Genomic DNA, 19,033 nt, shown 5'->3' with positions numbered 1-19,033 from the left:
GCTACAACCTCTCGCGGGACACCGGGCACGACATGCACCGCGGACCGCCGCGGCCCGAGCCCAGTTCCGATCCGGAGATCCGCAGAACCTCGATGCCCGACGCCTCGAGCCGTGCGTTCGTTTCGACGTTGCGTTCGTACGCGACGACGACTCCCGGCGCAATGGCCAGCGTGTTGTTGCCGTCGTCCCATTGTTCGCGCTCGGCGGTGACGTGGTCGAGTCCGGTGTCGATCAACCGCAGCTTGCCGATGCCCATCGCATCGGCGGCGGCCTCGAGAAACGGGTCGGCACCGCGAATACTGACGCCTGCGTCCTCGCGGTGAATGGTGAAGGCGGACAACGTGTCCTGAATAGCCGGGTACATCACCACGGCGTCGGTATCCACCATGGTGCACACCGTGTCCAGATGCATCGACGCGCGCTCCTGCGCGATCGGCACCACCAGCACACTGTGCGCCAGACCGTCCTCGAACAGGCTGCGCGCCAACGCTTCTGCGCCGGCGGGCGTGGTGCGCTCCCCCACTCCGACAGCCACCACACCCGGGGCGAGCAGCAACACGTCCCCACCCTCGACCGGAGCGGTCCGCGACTCGTACGCGCGCCGCACGCCCCGAAACATCGGATGGAATGCGTAGATCAGATCGGTCAGCGATGTCTCCCGCACACGGGCAGGCAGAGCCAACGAGGTGATCGCCACTCGATCGTCCATCCAGAACGACGAGTCGCGAGTGAAGAGCAGGTTCGGCAGCGGATCGATCACGAAGTCCCCACCGTGATGCATTCGCCGCACCAGCGATGCCCCACTGAGCTGCGGCTCCCCGGTCTCCGCCTCGAGCAGTTCGTCGAATGTCATGCCCGCCATCAGGATCTGCGCCAATTCGGCGGCAGGCACACCCCGCAGATGTTGGGCGAGGTCCTCGGCGAGCGACCGGCCGAGCCGTCGGGCATCGACAGCGGCGGAGATACCTTGCATTCGCGCTGCGCCGCTGACCGTCATGGCCTCGATGAGAAGCTCGCCGAGCAGCAAAACCGTGACCCCGCGACCACGCAGGAGATCGGCGAACGCGTCGTGCTCGTCCTGTGCGCGATCGACCCACGGCAGACCGTCGAACAGCAGTTGGTCGTTGTTTCGCGGCGTGAGGCGTCGAAGCTCGTCTCCCGGCCGGTGCAGCATGACGGTGCGCAGCACCCCTACCTCGGAGTTGGCACCCAACGGGCCCGCAGCCGCATCGACACTCATGAACGAACGGTAAACCCATTCGACGGCCACCGCTGGGATCAGGACCTGAAGTATTGTCGAGGTCGTGCCGATGCCCGAGTGGAACGTCCGTGAACTGACCCCCGGCCAGCTGTCCGAGCGCAGCGGAGTTGCGGTCTCGGCGTTGCACTTCTACGAGAAACAGGGGCTGATCAGCAGCCGCCGAACCTCGGGCAACCAACGCAGATTCCATCGCGAAACTCTGCGACGGGTTGCCTTCATCCGGATCTCGCAGAAGGTCGGGATCCCGCTGGCGACCATACGCCAGGCGTTGAGCGAACTACCGGACGAGCGGACGCCGACGCGCGAGGACTGGGCCAGGCTCTCGACGCGGTGGCATCGCGAACTCGACTCTCGGATAGAGCAATTGATCCGGCTTCGGGACAACCTGACCGGGTGCATCGGGTGCGGTTGCCTGTCGTTGGCCGGCTGCGCGCTGGCCAATCCGCACGACGAGCTGTCCTATTCGGGGCCGGGTGCGCGCACGCTTGATGTCGATTTCGACGAACCCTCGACTCGACGCGGCTCGAGCAGTTTGGAGAACTGATCGTTTGCCTTCTGCAGGACGAACTCGTAGGGCGGGGCGAACTTTCTGGCGACCCAGTATCCGAATCTGATGTCGTTGGAGGAGTAGACGAGGTACTTGCGCTTGGCGATTCCAGCCAGAATGGCATCGGCGACAACCGATGGTTCCACGGCACGCTTTTCGAACCGGTGTTGCAACTTCTGCACGCGCGGATCGTCACGATCGATGCCGGCGATCTGAAGCGTCTGCACCAGTCCGGTCTTGACCCCGCCGGGCACGACGAGGCTGACGCCGATGTCATGGCGCTTGAGGTCGTACTTGAGCACCTCCGACACCCCGCGCAAGCCGTACTTGCTGGCGCTGTAGGCAGCGTGCCACGGCAGGGGAATCAATCCGGCGGCAGAGGAGACATTGACCAGATGGCCACCGCGTCCGGCCTCGATCATCGGAGGCAGGAACTTCTCGATGATGTGAATCGGACCCATCAGGTTGACGTCGATCATGGATTTCCAGTGCCGGTGCTCGAGATTCTCGACGGTTCCCCACGCCGAGATACCGGCGACGTTCATCACGACGTCCACGCTGCCGAACTCGGCGTGAATGTCGTCCGCGAACGCGGTCACGGCCTCGAAATCGGACACATCGAAAGGCAACGAGTGGCTGACGGTACCGCCGGCGCGACCGACCAGGTCCACCGTTTCCGCCAAACCGGTCCCGTTGATGTCGGTGAGAAAGAGCTCGGCTCCCACCCCTGCAGCAGCGATGGCCGTCGCCCGGCCGATTCCGCTGCCTGCTCCAGTGATCAACGTCTTCTTGCCGCGCAGATCGTATGTAGCCATCGAAGCTTGTATCCCCCACCGGTTGCCACGTATCAGGTCGATTTCGACCCTACGCGGTGACGACCGAGAGGGTCGTCACAATCTTTGCGACATCTCGTCTCGGTAGTCGGCGATGGTTCGCTCGATGCGCGCAGCGTCGTCTTCGGCACCGTGTTTGCGTGCGTCGTCCGCCCGCTGCTGGAGGGTGCCGATCGCTTTCCGGAGCTCGTTGTCGGACATCCGCGGCCTCTGCTCAATGTGTTCCATATCACACAGTGTGCCCGGATGTCCGGAGTGCGGCAAGCACTCCGAGATCACGACATTTTCAGACGGTGACCGATCCCGACGTGATGTTCTCGCGCACGAAACTGGACAGACTGCGGGCCGCGAATTCGCGGAAGTAGGCGAGCTTGTCGGCAGGCACCAACGACGGAAGGACCGTGTTCCAGACCCTCTCCATGCGTGATGGGGCATCCTCGAGGCGCGACTGCGCCTCGGACACCATCAGGACGCCGGCGAGCATTTCGCACACCAGCAGCGCCGCGTTGCCCGCGTCGAGATGGTCTGCGACGTCACCGTGCTCGATGGCTCGCTCGAAGAGATGCTCGAAGATGTTTCCCCAGGTGCCGAACACACTGCCGCGGGCGGTGTCGGATCCGTCGATCTCCATCTGCAGCCGGTACATGACGCGAACCAAGGGGTCCGATGCCGCCAGTTCGAGTACCGAATACGAGATTCCGATGACGGACTCGAGAGCCGGGCTGCGGCTGTCGACCAGGCCTGCGCACGCGGTGGACACTCGCTCGTGACCTTCGTCGACGATCGCGCGGGCCAATTCTTCCTTGGACGCGAAATGGAAGTACAGCGCACCCTTGGTCACACCGGACTGCGCTGACACCTGACTCAGCGTGGCATTCGCGTGCCCCACCTCGAGAAAGAGATCTGCTGCAGCGCGCAGTGCGGCCGCTCGTGTGGCTTCTGCTCTGAGTTGTCTCACCATGTTGGTACACCCCTGCTCTGTCGACCTTGCCATGACATCGACGCTCTGTACGCTTTGCCCGCCCGTCGGCCGATCGAGATGAACGTGCAATTCACTTCGACATATCGAGCTGCCAGCGCTCGACAATAGTAACCGGTTCGGAGGCGAATTTGTGATTCGAAAGTGACAATTGCATGAAGAACGGCTCGTTTACAAAACGATTGAAATGAAAAGTTCCACCTCTCCGGCATTTGTAACGACTTCGACTTCCTCTTTGTAGGCGCGAAATATCGATCCGGACACGACGCACTCGTCGACCTGAGCCCACACGTCCTCGATCGGATCCGCCAATGCGCCGCTGGGCTCGAATACAGCGAACACGCCGGTCGGCACCGAGACGAACACATCGCCCACCGCGACGTCACCGGGCGAGTCCACCGAGACCGCGACCACCGCATTGACCGTGCCGTGCGGATCCGGGACGTACACCGTGCTCACCTGAGTTGCGTCGATATGCCTCTCGCGCACCCGATCTCGCAAGAATCGCATCCACTCGCTGCCGCTCGATTCCGCGCCGGGCTCCACCAGCGGTGCCACCAACCCACTGAACAGTTCCGCGCTGCGTGCCGTGACACGGAAGGTCATCACGAACCGCCGGGCGCAGTGATCGCCAGATAGAGGTCGATCTTGTACGCGTGTGGATAGCACTCGTAATCGCCGGTGAACGATCGCACGATCTCGCCCTGCTCTTCGGCGTGATCGATCTGAGTCCACAATCGAGTGAGAACCTCGGGGAAAGACCCCACCGCAGAAAAGCGCGCATATCTGGCCGCGGGCACTTTCGCAACCAAATGTCCGCGGGCAACCTGACCGAGCGAAGAACACAGATAACCGACTACCTGCGTATTGTAAGAACCGATACCGGGGGCGAAGTCGGTATAAATGGAAGCGAGCGGACCGGAGGTCTCCTGATTGAGAACAGCGGACCACGCTTGGTCGAGCGCCGGGTCGTTGAGGCGACCGAGCGCCCGTTTGGGGCTGCGAACGGGAAGACCAGCGACCCACGTTTCAGCGAGGTCGACGATCTCGAACGACATTCACACTCCGTAGAGAAGTTGCAGGGGCAGATCCTGTGCTCGGAACCGGCCCGTTCACAATATCGCCCGTCAATCTACCGGCGCGACTGGTAGGTGGATCGTCGATCGATCAACCAAACTTCGCACCCGTTTCGATCGCCGCAACAGCTGCCGCCGACGGCTCCTCCTTCGAAGCTCATGGGCGTCCGAGTCGCACTGGTCACTTCGGCCCACCCGCGTGTGCTCGATCAGCGAGAGGTCGGGCAACCGCAATGCCGAAGCATTTACCGTCGGCGCGCCGCGGCAGCGTAACTCTCGTCGCGGATCTCCGACAGATCGGACGTAGTGCTCGCTCCGGAATGCGAGACCGGGAGAATCCGAGATTCACACGACGACAGAATTCGCGTCAGTGGCCAGTGCACCGTGTGCAGCACCAGGTCCGAAATGAGCAATCTGCGCAACCAACCACTGGCCAGCCCATGATGTGCCCACGTGCGATACGAGCTCTGAACATAGTGCCGATACTCGAGCGGTGGCGTCAGCAACCGACGTCCGGACACCTCGACACGCATCGGCTCGATCTGCGCGATCCGCAGACCGAGCTTGTTGAGGCACAGCGACAGATCGATGTCCTCGTGCAGGTCGGTTCGCAAGCTGGTGCGCCCGCGAACGGCTTCCCACGCGGATCTCCGAATAGCGAAATTGTTGCCTGATGCGGCAGAAACCCACTGCTCCGAAGGCCTGTTGCGCACGGAACGGTCGACGAAAGCCCGGTACGGCCGCGCCCACGGCGAGTCGTAGAGGTAGATCGGCCCGGTGACTGCGACATAGTCGAGTCGTCGATCGAAGAAATCGAGTACCGAGTCGACCCAGCCGGCCTGCACACGGGTGTCGGCGTCGATGCGGCCGATGACCGATCCGCAGGCGTGATCGAAACCGGTGTTGCGTGCGTGCACGACGCCGCGCTCGGACTCCCGCAGCAGCACCACCTTCGGAAATCGCCGCGCGTATTCCGCGACGATGGTCGCGGTGTCGTCCGTCGAATTGTTGTCGACGACAATGATTTCGTGAATGCGTTCGCGTTGAACGAGCAATGCATCCAGGCATTCGCGCATGTGAGCCGACTCGTCGAACGCAGGCACAACAATGGAAAGAGTATTCACAACGCCAACCCCTGACACATTTTTGGCAATCGTGTAGCTCGAAACCCTTACGCGCTGAACGCATTTGAATTCGAGCCGCTGACGTTGACGATGCTACATCATTACTTCAAGAAAAGAACCCGTAGAATTATTCGGACTTTATGAATCAGAATTCGGAATTCGGAGGAATTATCAATCTTTGCATTGCCTCCCGATCACGAAAATCGGCCTTCTCCCCGATCCACTCCTGCGCTGCGGGATGGTCGTTCAACTCTCGGCGACGCCGCGCGGGAGACCCGACGTACACACCGTCCGGTTCGCAATCTGACGTCACCAGCGAGTTCGCCCCGATGATGCAGCCGGCCCCGATGTGTACGCCCGGCATCACGACCACGCCGGATCCGATCCACGCTCCTGGACCGATCACCACCGACTCTCCCCGCAATGCACCTGCGCGATGATGCGACGGCCCGGTCTCGTGAGTGCTGGTGAGAATGCGAACGTGATCCGCGATGAAGACGTGATCACCGATCACGATGTCGGCAACGGTGTCGAAGTAGCAGCCGAAGTTCACGAACACGCCGGTGCCCAATCGAACCGATGCTCGCCCCTGAATCATGGAACCGCCGTACATCAGGCACGGACCGGTCGTCGTCAGACCCGCAGGCCGCAGAACCGATGCGCGCAGCACGGCGGGCAAGAAGGGCGCATTCGCCAACGAGACCACGGTCGCCTGACGCATCTGAGCGAGGGCCCAGCGGACGTCCGACGGGTTGCGCATCCACTCGCGAATACGCGAACCGGCCGTCACGCGGCGGCTCGCATCCGTTCGTCGGACTCGGCACGATCGTCTACCGGTAGGGCCCGGCACGGTACTGCGGCGAACACGCGCGAGATCGGCCACCGCAGGGTGTGCATCAGCCAATCCATGGCCACGATACGACCGAGCTTGCGCGACGCGAGACCGTGCTCCTCGTACGAGCGGTAGCCCGCCAATGCGTAGTGGACGTATTTCACCGGCGATGTCGTTGCGCGCCTGCCGGACACTGCGGCCTTCATCCACCCGTTCTGGGCAACAGGCAAGTGCTCGGCGGCCAGGCACAGGCACAAATCGATGTCTTCGTGGACGCAGGTTCGCTCACTGACCGCCCCGCGAACCGTGCGCCAGGCGGATGCGCGGATCGCGAAGTTGTTGCCCGATACCGCCAGGGCCGAGCGCACCGACGGCTCACGTCGTTCGGCGCGCGAGTGCATCCACGCCAGAGGTCGAGCCCACGGGGATTCGTACAGGAACGTACGGCCGCCCGTGGCCGCCACGGTGGCATGCTCGTCGAAGAAGTCGACGATCGAGCGCGCCCACCCGGGTCGAACACGGGTATCGGCGTCGATCCGACCGATGATCGACGACTCCACCAGGTCGAATCCGGTATTGCGAGCATGGACCACGCCGCGATTGGGCTCGTGCACCAACACGACCTTGTTCGTCACCGCGCGGACGTTGTCGACCAGCTGAAGCGTTCCGTCGGTCGACCCGTTGTCCACCACGACGATGCGGTCGATATCGTCGCCCTGATCGAGCAGCAGAGTCAGGCATTCACCCAGATGATCGACCTCGTCGAGCACCGGAATTACCACACTGAGCGTGTTCATTTCGATCCCCTGACAAATTCGGACATTGAATTCTGCACAGCCACGTCTTCGAACGTACGACATGTTCCAGAAATTGCCTAAAGCTGTCCGAGTTGCATAACCGCAGTTCAGCGACCTGAAAGATTCTTCGAGTTGGCACGCAGCGCTCAAAGCAATCGAATCGAAGGTTTTTCACGGCTATTCTGCAATGCGAGTTTATCGAGCCGCGTCTTCGAGAATCGAATCCCGAACAGACCACCTAGTTCGGTCGATATAAATGCATTTCGAATTCACTTCGCGGTAACACTCGTTTCGCCATTGAAGGAACAACGAAAAAACCGCCACTCGGGTGAGTGACGGTTTTCGTGTCGGTGGAGCTGAGGGGAATCGAACCCCTGACCTTCTCGATGCGAACGAGACGCGCTACCAACTGCGCCACAGCCCCTTCGCCGTCATGCAGACCGGCTGGGTAACACTAGCAAAGCCGCTTCGAGCGTCGGTTACGCGCCCTGGGCTCTGCGCATGTCCCGGTCGTCGTCACGACGTGCCTGGAACGGCTCCTCGTAGTGATCGAGATGCTCGAATTCGGGATCCTCGTCGTCGACCTCGAGTACCACCGCACCGGGGCGACGCAGTCGCTGCGGGACGAGCTCCAGCTCGTCGTCGGTTTCCGATTCCACGCCCAGGCGGGATCGGCCCATCCGAGTGAGCCGACGCCTGCGCACTTCTTCCTCGATCTGCACCTGACGACGCAGGTAGTACAGGTAGCCGACGAGGACGGCGACGGACAGTCCACACAGCCACCAGACCGTCGGGGAGATGATGAAGGCCAGGGCCGCGGTGGTGATCGCCGCGAAGACCAGCCCGAGAACTGCGCGCTGCCGAAATGCGTACCGCGCGGCCCGGGCGATCGCATCGGCCTCGGGATCGAAACCGCCGCGGCCGTGTCGGCGAGGGACAAAATCGTCGTCGACGACACCGGGTTCGTGCGCGGGCGAACTTCCGCGCGGTGCTTCCGTGTCCGGTGCCTCGCTGTCGAGGTCGCTGTCTGCTGCGTGAGTGTCCATCGGGTCCTCCGCGGTACCGGGTAGATCGGGTGAGTCTGGACGAACAGTCGCGATCGCGGCACCGAAGATCTCTCGGGCCGGCGCAGAGACTCGCAGGTCGTCTTCCGGTCGCCAGTCGGGATCGCTGCGGTGCCCGGTCGCGGGGCCGCGCTGCTTTCGCTTCGTGCCACCCCGATGCAGCACGCGCGTGGCGAGCGCAGCGTCCGTGGTCTGCATGATCTGCGGACGCTTGGTCATGAGCATGGGCAGAAGAACGAAGAGCCAGACGGCTACGAGACCGATCCAGATGATCGAGTTCGGCATCGGCGTTGTTCTCCTCCCCTTGGACGACGGCGACAGTGAAAGACGTCTTCAGGCTATGCGGAGGAGGAACGAGAACGACGCAGACGCGCCGACCCGAATTACACTCCTGTCACTTTGACAACACGAGTACTCGCGCCGCGGCAGTGAAGATCACGCCCACGCAGCCCGGCCCGCGCGAACCAACCGCTCGACGACAGTTCCCTGCACCTCGCCCGAGGTGATCGCGACGAGCTTGTGATCGCGCCATTCGCCGTCGACGTCGAGGTACTTGTAGAGCAGCCCTTCTTCGCGAAAACCGACATTGCGCAGCACTGCCTGACTGGCAAGGTTCTCCGGTCGCACCGTCGCTTCGACGCGATGGAGCCCGACCGGACCGAAGCAGTGGTCGAGCCCGAGCGCCAAGGCCGCCGTCGCCACGCCCTTGCCGTTGACCTCCTTGGACACCCAGTACCCGATCCAGGCCGATCGGAGTGCTCCCCGCACGATGTTTCCGGTGGTGATCTGGCCACAGAATTCGCCGTCGACCTCGATCACCAGTGGCAGCATGTGTCCCTTGCGCGCCTCGGATTTGAGCCCCGAGCACAGGCTCGGCCACGAGGAGATGTGATGCCGCGAGTTCCAGCTGCCCTCTCCACTGGGCTCCCAGGGTTCGAGGTGGGCGCGATCCGCGGTGCGAATCCGGCTCCAGGCGGCCGCGTCGCGCATCCGCACCGGCCGCACGGTCACGGTTCCGCCGGCCACTCTCACTGGACCCAATTTCGCCGGCCAACCTGGGTGGCTCGACCACGTTCGCGGCATCCGTCGATCGTATGCGCTGCGCGCAGTGGTGCGCTTGAGTGCCCCAGGCGGCACTTGTCCGCACCACTGGCGTCAGCCTCTCTGAGCGAGGAACGAGACCTTCACTTCTTCGCCGGTGCGGATTTCGGTGACCTCGGGATCGATGACGACCAGGCAGTTCGCCTCGGCGAGTGTCGCGAGTAGGTGCGAGGACGATCCGGGTGCGCCGCCGAGTGCCTGCACCAGATATTCGCCGGTCCCCTCGTCGCGCATGAGCTGACCGCGAAGGAATCCCTTGCGGTCCTCGATCGAGGTGATCGGCGCGACGGTTCGGGCGGTGACGGTCCGTCGCATCGGCTGCCGTCGGCCCAGAGCGATGCGAATCAGCGGACGCACCATGACCTCGAAGACCACCAGTGCGCTGACGGGGTTGGCCGGCAACAGAAAGGTGGGTACTTCGTCGCGTCCGAGTTGACCGAAGCCCTGGACGGATCCGGGGTGCATGGCAACTCGCTCCACTTCCATGTCGCCGAGTTCGCCGAGCGCCTCGCGGACACCATCCGATGCGCCGCCGCCCACTGCTCCGGCGATGACGACGATTTCGGATCGAATCAGTTGACCCTCGACCACCTCGCGCAGCCGCTTGGGATCGGTGCTGACGATCCCGACACGGTTGACGTCTGCCCCGGCATCGCGCGCTGCGGCGGCGAGCGCATAGGAGTTGACGTCGTAGACCTGGCCGGGCCCGGGAGTCCGATCGGTGTCGACCAGTTCGCCGCCCACGGAGATCACCGACAGCCGCGGCCGAGGATGCACCAGCACCTTGTCGCGACCGACGGCGGCGAGCAGTCCCACCTGAGCTGCGCCGATGATCGTGCCTGCGCGAACCGCGACGTCACCGGGCTGCACGTCGTCGCCGATCTTGCGGACGTAGTCACCCGACCGCACCGGACGGAACACCTTGACGCGGGCGCGACCACTGTCGGTTCGATCCAAGGGCAACACTGCGTCGGCCAGTGTGGGCAACGGAGCACCGGTGTCGACTCGTACTGCCTGACGCGGTTGCAACCGGATGGGTTGACGCGATCCGGCGGACACCTCGCCGACGACGGGCAGCGTCAGATCGATGCGTTCGTCGTCCTCGTTGCGCAGGTCGGTGCCCGCGGCCGCCACATCGACGCTCCGCACCGCATAGCCGTCGATCGCTGCCTGGTCGAAACCGGGAAGGGGACGCTCGGTGACCACTTCTTCTGCACACAGCAGGCCCTGTGCTTCCGAGATGGCGACCCGAACAGGCCGTGGAGCCACCGCCGCGGCGGTCACTCTGGTCTGTTGATCTTCGACCGAGCGCATCTGGCCCTTCCTCTATGGCATCGACCCGCGATGCTATTCGTACGTGGTCAGTTCCGGTGCCCAGCTGTCGCTCAAGCGTTCGTTCAGCCATTCGCGCAGCGCTGGACCGTAGTCGTCACGTTGTAGAGCAAAGTCAACCGCAGCGCGCAGGTATCCCCCGGGATTTCCGAGGTCGTGTCTCGATCCGCGGTGCACCACCACGTGCACGGGATGGCCTTCTTCGATGAGCAGCGCAATGGCGTCGGTGAGCTGCAGTTCGCCGCCTGCACCTGGCTTGATCCGGCGCAGGGCGTCGAAGATCGCGCGGTCGAGCAGGTAGCGGCCCGCGGCAGCCAGGTTGGACGGGGCGTCCTCCTGCTTGGGCTTTTCGACCATACCGGTGACCTTGAGGACGTTCGGGTTGACCGCGTCGGGCACGATCTCGACGGAGAAGACGCCGTAGGAGGAGACCTTGTCGTCGGGGACCTCGATGGCGCACAGCACCGAGCCACCGCGCTTGGCGCGCACGCGAGCCATGACGTCGAGCACACCGCGGGGCATCACCAGATCGTCGGGAAGCAGAACGGCAACGGAATCCTCGTCGTCGTCGAGAACTTCCTCGGCACAGGCGACGGCATGTCCGAGTCCGAGCGGTTCGTGCTGAATGACCGACTGAACATCGAGCAGACCGGGGGCAACCCGAACCTTCTCGAGCATCTCGAGCTTTCCGCTGGCCTCGAGCTTGTTCTCGAGGACGAGGTCCTCGACGAAGTGGGCGACGACGCCGTCCTTGCCGGGGGACGTGACGATCACGAGTCGCTGCGCGCCGGAATCTGCTGCTTCGCCTGCGACGAGCTCGATACCGGGAGTGTCGACCACCGGAAGCAGTTCTTTCGGAACGGTTTTCGTGGCCGGCAGGAACCGGGTACCCATGCCCGCTGCGGGAACGATGGCCGTGCGGAAATGCACGGGCGTGGCGGCGGTCGTCGCTGTAACGGCTTCTGTCATGGTGCTCACCCTATCCATGGTTTCTGGTGATCTGCTTGCCGTGTGCCGCGTTTTACCCCCGAGTGCATATCGTTGAACGACAGCACAGGAAGGGAGGACGAATCGTTGTGACCGTTCCCGATTTCACGGAGAACACGTCCAAGGATCGATGGCGAAAGTATGTTCTCGCCGAACGCCGACTGCTCGACGGTGCGCAACGCGCAAAGGAGTCCTCTGCACTCTGTCACGTCCTGGGCGAATTGGCGGCCGAACACTCGGTGATCGCCGCATACGTTCCCGTCGGCCGGGAGCCCGGTTCGGTCGAGATGCTCGACGCGATGGCCGCGGCCGGGTCGACGGTTCTGCTTCCGAGTGCGCACGAGCCGGGTCCGTTGCGCTGGGCTCGGTACGCCGGACGTGAGTCGTTGGTGACGGCCCCGTTCGGGCTGTTGGAACCGTCGGGGCCGACGCTCGATCCCGACGCGGTGTCGGGTTGCTCACTGGTGTTGATCCCCGCGCTGGCCGTGGACCGGCGCGGAACCAGGTTGGGCCGAGGCGCGGGCTTCTACGACCGCACCCTCGACCTGTGCAGACCCGACGCCATGCTGGTCGCGGTGGTGCGCGAGAGCGAAGTGGTCGATCGCCTACCCGCCGAGCCGCACGACAGACGGGTGACGCACGTGTTGACCCCCGGCAACGGACTCGTACGCTTGGGTACGGAATAACGCTACGATTCGATTCGTTGGCACTCCTGACTGTAGAGTGCTAGTGCTCTCCCCAGTTTCGACAGTTCGACGAACAGACAAGACACCGACGGTGTTCGACCTCGGCCAGCAGAGTGGCGAATTTCCTCGGTGACCAGCGCGGAGGAAACACGATGCCCACTTACTCATACGCATGCACCGAGTGCGACAACCGCTTCGACATCGTTCAGTCCTTCACCGACGACACACTGACGGTGTGCCCCGCGTGCTCGGGCAAGCTTCGCAAGCTGTTCAACTCCGTCGGCATCGTCTTCAAGGGCAGCGGCTTCTACCGCACCGACAGCCGCGGTGGCTCCAGCACTTCGAGCGAGGGTGCAGGCGAGAAGAAGTCCGATGCGGCCGCCGCGAAGTCGGACTCGAAGTCCGAGTCCAAGCCCGCCGAGAAGAAATCTTCGGATTCGTCGTCGTCGAACTCTTCGTCTCCCTCGTCTACCACGAAAGCTGCTGCCAGCCAGTAGCTTTCCGCTTCATCCACAGGCCGGGCCGTTATCCACAGCCCGGCCTTTTCGGTGTCCGAGACACCTGCGTCGGCGATAGCGTTTCGGCCATGGCTGCCGGCAAGAATCGACTCGACTCGACGCTGCTCGATCGCATCACCCTGCGTCCTGCGTGGGTCGGATCCACGAAATTCAGACGGATCGCAGCGGGAGTTCTGGTCGCCGCTGCCGCCGTTCTGTTCGTCGACGATGCTGCCGGTGACGACCGAGTACGGGTGATCACGGCCGGACGCGACCTGACGCCCGGCACCGTACTCACGTCGACCGATGTGGTGGTGGCCGAGTGGGACCGGGCGAACGTCCCCGAGGGCGCACTCGCCGAATCCGAGGCCGTGGACGGCCGGACGCTCACCGGACCGGTCCGAGCGGGCGAATTGCTCACCGACGTACGCCTACTAGGATCTCGGACCGCCACGACGGCTCTGGGGACCGAGGCACGCGTCGTACCGGTGCATCTGGCCGACGCTGCGGTGACCGACCTACTGCGGGAAGGCGATCGCGTCGACGTGTTGACGGTCGAGTCTCAGGAAGACCCGAATGCCGTTCCCGCGGCACGGGTGCTGGCGTCGGGAGCGATGGTCGTGCTGGTTTCCGCCGACGCCGGTGGCAGCAGGCAGCGAGATCGCGTCGTACTACTGGCTCTACCGACTAACGATGCGACGACGGTCGCAGCCGCCTCGTTGGTCAGCGCAATCACCGTCACCCTGCACTAACGTCTCTCGAGACAGAACAAACCGAACGTTGGGAGAAGGGCTCATGCTGAAGGGCTTCAAGGACTTTCTACTGCGCGGCAACGTCGTGGATCTCGCAGTCGCCGTGGTCGTGGGCGCGGCATTCACCGCGATCGTCACCGCATTCACGACGAACGTCATCAACCCCCTCGTCGCTGCGCTCGGTGGCAGCAACGAATACGGCTTCGGATTTCAGATCACGTCGTCGCCGGAATCGTTCGTCAACGTCGGCGCAGTCATCACCGCGGTCATCAACTTCGTGATCATCGCGGCAGTCGTCTACTTCGTACTGATCCTCCCGGTGAACACGGCGAAGAAGCGCTTCGTGAGCCAGCCGGAGAAGGAACTGAGCGACGTCGACGTGCTGGTACAGATTCGCGACATCCTCGCGGGGGGAACCGCAGCGGGACAGAAGCTTTCGACGGCAGCCGACACCACCGGCGGTAGCGGCGAGGCAATCGACGCCGCACCGGATCTGGGCAAGCATTCCAAGGACTGACACCGGCCTGCTTCGACGAATGAATGCGCCATTCACGCTGTCTGACAGCGTGAATGGCGCATTCATTCGTTGTGGGGTGCGTAGGCCGACTCCCTAGCTCAATCTCGGCCGTGGCGTCAGCCGATGCTGAACGGCTGTCCCCACAGTGTGGTGGTTGCCGTGACGGCATCGTTGTCGATGGTGACCTTCACGTACGAACGTGCCTCGGCGTAGCCGGCACATCCAGCGACGCTCAGGGTTTCGTCGGCGTAGGTGTAGCCACCGCCGTTGCCGTCGAACGAGAACTTGTTCGACACCTCGGTCGCGACCGTGACACCGTCGATCTCGGCGGACTTCTCGTCGGCCACGAGCTTGACGTCGTTGAACTGGCCGGGGGCGAGATTCAGCTCGACGCCTGCACCGATGTCGTAGGTGTTCGGCTGAGTGCGGTTGATCGTCAGTGAGCTCAGGTCGCCCGGCTCGAGGCCGATGGTGTTGCCCTGACCGAAGGATGCGTTTCCGTCGGCACCGATCGCGGCGCTGAAATCCACCTGGCAGCCGACCAGGAAGCCCGGCTCGATGGATCCACCACTGGCGTTGGAGGTCTCGACGGTGTAGTTGCCGGTGACCCACACGTTGCGCTGGGTAGGTGTGGCTCCCATCGACGGCGAGATCAGCGCGCTCTGGCCGAATCCCTTGACGGTGACGGTGGTTCCGTCGATCAGGGTCTTGCTGATCTCGTTGTCCTGCAGTGGGACGAAGGTGTCGGCGTTGGCCGCTCCGGCGGACAGGAACCCGATGGCGATCGCGCCGACGGCTCCGGCTGCGGCCGTCTGGAATCCACGCCGCATGGTGGTGGTGTTCTGCATAGCTACCCCTTTTGGGAAAGTGACACGCGCTCTAGGCGAGGGTGAATGAAATGGTGGGATGCTCAGCCGAGGCTGAACGGCTGGCCGTAGAGCGTGCCCTTGTAGCGGTAGTTGCCGGTGAGTTCGAGTGTGGTGTACGAGCGAGCCTGCGCGTAGCCACCGCAGTTCTCCACGGAGATCCCGACGTCCTGGTACTGAATTGCGGTGAACGGACCCTTGACGTCCTTGCTGCCGAGCTCGACCTGTGCCACTTCCTTGTCCTTGATGGGGACGTTGACTCCGACGCCGCCCTCGAACTTGTTGGTGGTCTCGCCTTCGCCGCCGATGAGGAACGGGATGGGGAACAGCGTGATGATGTTGGTGTTGCCGCCTTCGATACCGAAGCCTGCGTTCATGTCCAGGCTCAGATCATCCATGTCGAGCTGGCAACCGACGAGATAGCCCGTCTTCAGGGTTCCGGTCACTCCCTCGGGAACGTCGGCGGTGGCGGTGCCGGTGACCCAACCGTTTCGATTGAGCGGGTTGTTCGCGATCGCGGGCGAAATGACCGCGGACTCGTCGACGTGCGAGATCTTGTACGGCCCCGCAACCTTCTCACCGTTCGGCAATGGAACGAAGGTATCGGCGTTGGCTGCGCCGACCGAGAGCATTCCGATGGCAACGGCCGAAGCCGCGCTCACTGCAGCGATTCGACCAACTATGCGCAGCGCGGAGTGACGAATATTGTTCATGATTCCCCTCATATGACCGGCCGATGCCCCATCCGATGGCCGGACCGATCGGGAGACATCTTTTCTCGCAGAAGAATACTGTACAAATCGGCGCGAAGCATCCACAACGGACGCAATATCGATGCATGTTTCAGCAGCTCACAGATACCTTCCCTGCTTGCGCTACCTAAACAGCGACTGCGCTCGCAACTCGACGTCCGCATTCGGAGCGATCGCTCGAATTGTGCTGACACAAAGCAAGAGAACGCACTTCAAATACACAATGTATGCAACAAACCGAATTGTGTACGGACACCGTCGTGTTCCGGCGATATCTTTCTGCACATCATTCGTTCGACTGATACGACAATGCCCTGCAATCCGTGAGACTGCAGGGCATCGTCGAGCGCTTCCCCCGAACTAGAACTTCAACAGCGGGAACTCGTCGAGCGTGACGGCCGTGCCGTCCGCTTCACAAGCCGATGCAACGGCATTGGAATTGTCGACGAATTTCTGGCCGGATTCGCTGTCCGGCTCGGAGAGTTCCAACGAATCGCCAGGCAGATCGGCCACCAGTGTCGTCAGAGCATTCTTGACATCGCCTGTCGCCTGCTCCGACTGGGTGGTGAATTCACTCAGCGAAGCGGCCTTGTCCGCGGTCCACTTCTCGACACCGGCCTGATCGGTGGGGACGGCTTCGACGGTGGCGACAAAGTCATTGTGCGCCGTCGCGAACGCCGTGCAGGTATCGGCATTCTCCCCTGATGCTGCATCCGAGGATTCGCTGCTACATCCGGCCAGAAGTAGGAATGCCGCACAGGCGACGGCAGAGAGAGCTTTCGTTTTCATTGTCGGTCCCCGGGACCCTTCTCGCAGGCGGTACCGAAGCACTGTCCTGCGGTGTCGATTCGTTCGATCTTTCGGATACACAGCAATCAGGCCCGCCCGGGAAACCCGGGCGGGCCCAATCGATTTCGGCTAGGTCAGCCGAGGGTGCTGCTGGTGATCAACCGATCGAGATCAGTTGAAGGTCCACGGGGCACCGTACGTGACAGCAACGTCACCGGTGGAGCTGGTAACGGAGACGTACGGACGAACGCGGACGTTACCGAGGATGCCGGTAGCGGTGCCGTGAGCGTTGGCGATCTGGATGGTGCCGGAGGCACCTGCAGCGTCACCTTCGGTGCCCTGGACGTTGCCCGAGGCAGCGGTGGCGTCGACGATGCCGGGGCCGGGAGCGATCTCGGCGGAGAAGCCAAGCGACGGGAGCAGGTCGCTGGTCGAGTACGAGCTGCTGAGGGTTCCGTCCGTGAAGCCGCCACCATCGAAGTTGGTGTCACTTCCGCCACCGAGGCTGATGTTCGGGGTGGTGTAACCGAAGGTGATCGATCCACCGAGGCTCATCGGGTAGCCGACCTGGTAGCCGATTGCGACGGTGCCCTCGAAGTCGTCGGCGTCCGGACCGGTGACGGTCCAGCCTGCGACACCGTTGGCGAACCACTCACGGGTGAGCGGGTTGCCGTCGAGCGGCGAGACGCTGTTGATGAAGGTGTCGGACAGCGAGACGGTGATGACGTTGCCGTTGGCATCGACGACCGTGTTGGTGCTGTCCACTGCAGCGGACGCGGTTCCGGTACCGAGTACCAGGCCGACGACCGACGCGCCGGCGACAACCGCAGCGCTCATGGACTTGAGTCCCCGGCTACGCCGCGACTTCTGGATCTCCGTCATTTATTCCTCATCATGTTCAGTCCCAGCGCGGTGTCGCACGGGGAAGCTTGTGGCTTTCACCCTCGAACTAGATCGCCTGCGTCAGTGCAGACGAGCCCGAGCCGGATGCGACCGTGGCGGCCTCATCCTGTTGTTCAGTTCCGAGTTCAGGGCTCGGGACCGGTTGGTCCCACACCCCGGTTGTCGGAAGCTGAGGGGAACATTAGAGGAGATGCCTGATCGTGACAATCCCTACGATCGGCATCGGAAAGTTGCTCTCTCGTGATGTGTTTCGGCGGCGTGAACAACTTTCACATGACGATTGGTGGTAACCCGCGTCACACCATCTTCCGAAGACTCCAAACCGTTACATATCGAAACCGTGGGTAAAACAGCCCTGATGTGGGAAGACAGCAATCCGGGCCCTACCGAGGAGCCCGTTCGATCGGTGCTACAGACGGTCCAGATACCCCGGATCCGCCCGTGCCCTCGGCCTCAGCGGCCCGCCCGGCCGCTAACGGCAGGTAAACGAGTAACTAACAGACCTGTCATTCCGGGCCAATAAATGTGTCGTGGATCACATCAGAAGTAATGGGGTGGTCGCTGTTGCTTCAACCATTCGTCCGACGCCGAGCCGCCGGATTCAATGCCTGCGCCGTCTCCCCGCTCGTCTCCGGTCGTCTCCGGTAGGACCTCACCGAAGATGCGAGCGAGCCGGGCCCGTTCTGCTCGGGCCCGGCTCGCGTCGTCTTCGGCCGATCGATCGTCGTTCGGCGTTTCGCTCATCGGTATCGCTATGCGTCCAATCCCGACAGCTCGGCGATAACCTGACTCGCCAGTGGCGTCAGCGTCGCCATCCCGTCGCGAATCGCAGCCCGCGACGAGGCCAGATTGACCACCAGGGTGCTTCCGGACACACCGACCAGCCCACGGGACAGACCTGCGTCCAGCGAACCTGCTGCCAGCCCCGACGATCGCAGTGCCTCGCTGATACCCGGAATCTCGCGGTCGAGCACCTCCGCGGTGACGTCCGGAGTGACATCGCGAGGCGAGACACCGGTGCCCCCGATGGAGACCACCAGATCGACACCGCCGATCACCGCGGTGTTGAGTGCATTCCGCACGTCCACTTCGTCCGCAGTCACTGCGACGACGCCATCGACGAGGAAACCTGCCTCTGTCAGCAGCTCCGTGACGAGCGGGCCCTTCGAGTCCTTCTCGGTGCTGTGCGCTGTTCGGTCGTCAACGATGACGACCAACGCGCGCCCTGCCAGTGGTGCGTCGAGTTCCATACCGCTCACCGTAGTAGTAAGGCCTCCACCCGGCTCACGCTGTGCGTAAATCGTTGCAACCGTGCCGCGCCTGCCTGCCTCTCGTAGC

24 protein-coding genes and 1 tRNA gene are annotated in these 19,033 nt (G+C 63.1%); 5 read left to right on the top strand and 20 right to left on the bottom strand.

Annotated elements, in window-relative coordinates; translation table 11 throughout:
• Position 1: 1 nt before the first annotated feature.
• Positions 2-1,240: an arginine deiminase gene (locus CH251_RS15020; protein WP_094613889.1), complete on the bottom strand. Its 1,239-nt coding sequence runs from the start codon at positions 1,238-1,240 to the stop codon at positions 2-4.
• 64 nt (positions 1,241-1,304) lie between these two features.
• Between CH251_RS15020 and soxR the strand changes: the two genes are divergently transcribed.
• Positions 1,305-1,805, top strand: a complete 501-nt coding sequence (gene soxR, locus CH251_RS15015; RefSeq protein ID WP_082073774.1) for a redox-sensitive transcriptional activator SoxR — start codon at positions 1,305-1,307, stop codon at positions 1,803-1,805.
• Here the strand turns inward: soxR and CH251_RS15010 are convergent.
• The 13 genes from CH251_RS15010 to CH251_RS14955 form a co-directional block, all read right to left on the bottom strand.
• Positions 1,721-2,623: an SDR family oxidoreductase gene (locus tag CH251_RS15010; protein WP_094613832.1), complete on the bottom strand. Its 903-nt coding sequence runs from the start codon at positions 2,621-2,623 to the stop codon at positions 1,721-1,723. The two genes, soxR and CH251_RS15010, sit on opposite strands and share 85 nt — an antisense overlap.
• 75 nt (positions 2,624-2,698) lie before the next feature.
• A complete protein-coding gene (locus tag CH251_RS27545; RefSeq protein WP_179273508.1) occupies positions 2,699-2,869 on the bottom strand; it encodes a hypothetical protein in 171 nt (56 codons plus the stop codon).
• 58 nt (positions 2,870-2,927) lie between these two features.
• The gene (locus CH251_RS15005) at positions 2,928-3,602 is read right to left on the bottom strand and encodes a ScbR family autoregulator-binding transcription factor (RefSeq protein WP_179273509.1); all 675 of its coding nucleotides are present in this window, start codon (positions 3,600-3,602) and stop codon (positions 2,928-2,930) included.
• Positions 3,603-3,791: 189 nt separating this feature from the next.
• Positions 3,792-4,226: an effector binding domain-containing protein gene (locus CH251_RS15000; protein WP_094613887.1), complete on the bottom strand. Its 435-nt coding sequence runs from the start codon at positions 4,224-4,226 to the stop codon at positions 3,792-3,794.
• Positions 4,226-4,678: a GyrI-like domain-containing protein gene (locus CH251_RS14995; RefSeq protein ID WP_094613831.1), complete on the bottom strand. Its 453-nt coding sequence runs from the start codon at positions 4,676-4,678 to the stop codon at positions 4,226-4,228. The genes CH251_RS15000 and CH251_RS14995 overlap by 1 nt, the downstream gene beginning before the upstream one ends.
• A 263-nt stretch (positions 4,679-4,941) precedes the next feature.
• Complete coding sequence (locus CH251_RS14990; RefSeq protein WP_218828305.1) at positions 4,942-5,799, bottom strand: glycosyltransferase family A protein; 858 nt, start codon at positions 5,797-5,799, stop codon at positions 4,942-4,944.
• A gap of 166 nt (positions 5,800-5,965) precedes the next feature.
• A complete protein-coding gene (locus CH251_RS14985; RefSeq protein WP_256979084.1) occupies positions 5,966-6,610 on the bottom strand; it encodes an acyltransferase in 645 nt (214 codons plus the stop codon).
• Positions 6,607-7,449 (bottom strand): glycosyltransferase family 2 protein, encoded by an 843-nt coding sequence (locus CH251_RS14980; RefSeq protein WP_179273510.1) that lies wholly within the window; start codon positions 7,447-7,449, stop codon positions 6,607-6,609. Before CH251_RS14980 ends, CH251_RS14985 begins: the two co-directional genes overlap by 4 nt.
• Positions 7,450-7,800: 351 nt before the next feature.
• Positions 7,801-7,873 (bottom strand) — tRNA-Ala (locus tag CH251_RS14975).
• Between the two features lie 55 nt (positions 7,874-7,928).
• Positions 7,929-8,798, bottom strand: coding sequence for a gephyrin-like molybdotransferase receptor GlpR (gene glpR / locus CH251_RS14970; protein ID WP_094613828.1), 870 nt, complete (start codon positions 8,796-8,798; stop codon positions 7,929-7,931).
• A 150-nt stretch (positions 8,799-8,948) separates the two neighbouring features.
• Complete coding sequence (locus tag CH251_RS14965; RefSeq protein WP_094613827.1) at positions 8,949-9,596, bottom strand: GNAT family N-acetyltransferase; 648 nt, start codon at positions 9,594-9,596, stop codon at positions 8,949-8,951.
• A gap of 72 nt (positions 9,597-9,668) precedes the next feature.
• Positions 9,669-10,928, bottom strand: a complete 1,260-nt coding sequence (glp, locus tag CH251_RS14960; RefSeq protein ID WP_032395737.1) for a gephyrin-like molybdotransferase Glp — start codon at positions 10,926-10,928, stop codon at positions 9,669-9,671.
• Between the two features lie 33 nt (positions 10,929-10,961).
• The gene (locus tag CH251_RS14955) at positions 10,962-11,915 is read right to left on the bottom strand and encodes a UTP--glucose-1-phosphate uridylyltransferase (protein ID WP_037192236.1); all 954 of its coding nucleotides are present in this window, start codon (positions 11,913-11,915) and stop codon (positions 10,962-10,964) included.
• 107 nt (positions 11,916-12,022) lie between these two features.
• Between CH251_RS14955 and CH251_RS14950 the strand changes: the two genes are divergently transcribed.
• The 4 genes from CH251_RS14950 to mscL all read left to right on the top strand — a co-directional run bounded on the left by CH251_RS14950 (position 12,023) and on the right by mscL (position 14,385).
• On the top strand, positions 12,023-12,619 hold the full coding sequence (locus tag CH251_RS14950; protein ID WP_094613826.1) for a 5-formyltetrahydrofolate cyclo-ligase: 597 nt from the start codon (positions 12,023-12,025) through the stop codon (positions 12,617-12,619).
• Positions 12,620-12,771: 152 nt separating this feature from the next.
• Positions 12,772-13,116 (top strand): FmdB family zinc ribbon protein, encoded by a 345-nt coding sequence (locus tag CH251_RS14945; protein ID WP_094613885.1) that lies wholly within the window; start codon positions 12,772-12,774, stop codon positions 13,114-13,116.
• A gap of 89 nt (positions 13,117-13,205) precedes the next feature.
• Positions 13,206-13,868: an SAF domain-containing protein gene (locus CH251_RS14940; RefSeq protein ID WP_094613825.1), complete on the top strand. Its 663-nt coding sequence runs from the start codon at positions 13,206-13,208 to the stop codon at positions 13,866-13,868.
• Between the two features lie 43 nt (positions 13,869-13,911).
• Positions 13,912-14,385: a large conductance mechanosensitive channel protein MscL gene (mscL, locus tag CH251_RS14935; RefSeq protein ID WP_094613824.1), complete on the top strand. Its 474-nt coding sequence runs from the start codon at positions 13,912-13,914 to the stop codon at positions 14,383-14,385.
• Positions 14,386-14,501: 116 nt separating this feature from the next.
• On the opposite strand, the gene CH251_RS14930 is transcribed toward mscL, so the two are convergent.
• The 6 genes from CH251_RS14930 to CH251_RS14905 all read right to left on the bottom strand — a co-directional run bounded on the left by CH251_RS14930 (position 14,502) and on the right by CH251_RS14905 (position 18,945).
• Positions 14,502-15,233 (bottom strand): MspA family porin, encoded by a 732-nt coding sequence (locus CH251_RS14930; protein WP_256979083.1) that lies wholly within the window; start codon positions 15,231-15,233, stop codon positions 14,502-14,504.
• A gap of 62 nt (positions 15,234-15,295) precedes the next feature.
• Positions 15,296-15,913: an MspA family porin gene (locus CH251_RS14925; RefSeq protein ID WP_373454952.1), complete on the bottom strand. Its 618-nt coding sequence runs from the start codon at positions 15,911-15,913 to the stop codon at positions 15,296-15,298.
• 450 nt (positions 15,914-16,363) lie between these two features.
• Positions 16,364-16,792: a hypothetical protein gene (locus CH251_RS14920; protein WP_094613823.1), complete on the bottom strand. Its 429-nt coding sequence runs from the start codon at positions 16,790-16,792 to the stop codon at positions 16,364-16,366.
• A gap of 171 nt (positions 16,793-16,963) precedes the next feature.
• The gene (locus tag CH251_RS14915; protein ID WP_094613822.1) at positions 16,964-17,674 is read right to left on the bottom strand and encodes an MspA family porin; all 711 of its coding nucleotides are present in this window, start codon (positions 17,672-17,674) and stop codon (positions 16,964-16,966) included.
• A 561-nt stretch (positions 17,675-18,235) separates the two neighbouring features.
• Positions 18,236-18,439 carry a hypothetical protein gene (locus CH251_RS14910; RefSeq protein WP_094613821.1) on the bottom strand — a complete coding sequence of 68 codons (204 nt, stop codon included), beginning with the start codon at positions 18,437-18,439 and terminating at the stop codon, positions 18,236-18,238.
• A gap of 8 nt (positions 18,440-18,447) precedes the next feature.
• Entirely contained in the window at positions 18,448-18,945 is a 498-nt protein-coding gene (locus CH251_RS14905; RefSeq protein WP_037191958.1) for a molybdenum cofactor biosynthesis protein B, read from the bottom strand.
• Between the last annotated feature and the right edge of the window lie 88 nt (positions 18,946-19,033).

It is taken from the genome of Rhodococcus sp. 06-462-5 (assembly GCF_002258315.1).
Classification (GTDB): Bacteria; Actinomycetota; Actinomycetes; order Mycobacteriales; family Mycobacteriaceae; genus Rhodococcoides.
The sequence above is the reverse complement of the archived record's forward strand: the minus strand, read 5'-3'. Positions and strand labels throughout refer to the sequence as shown.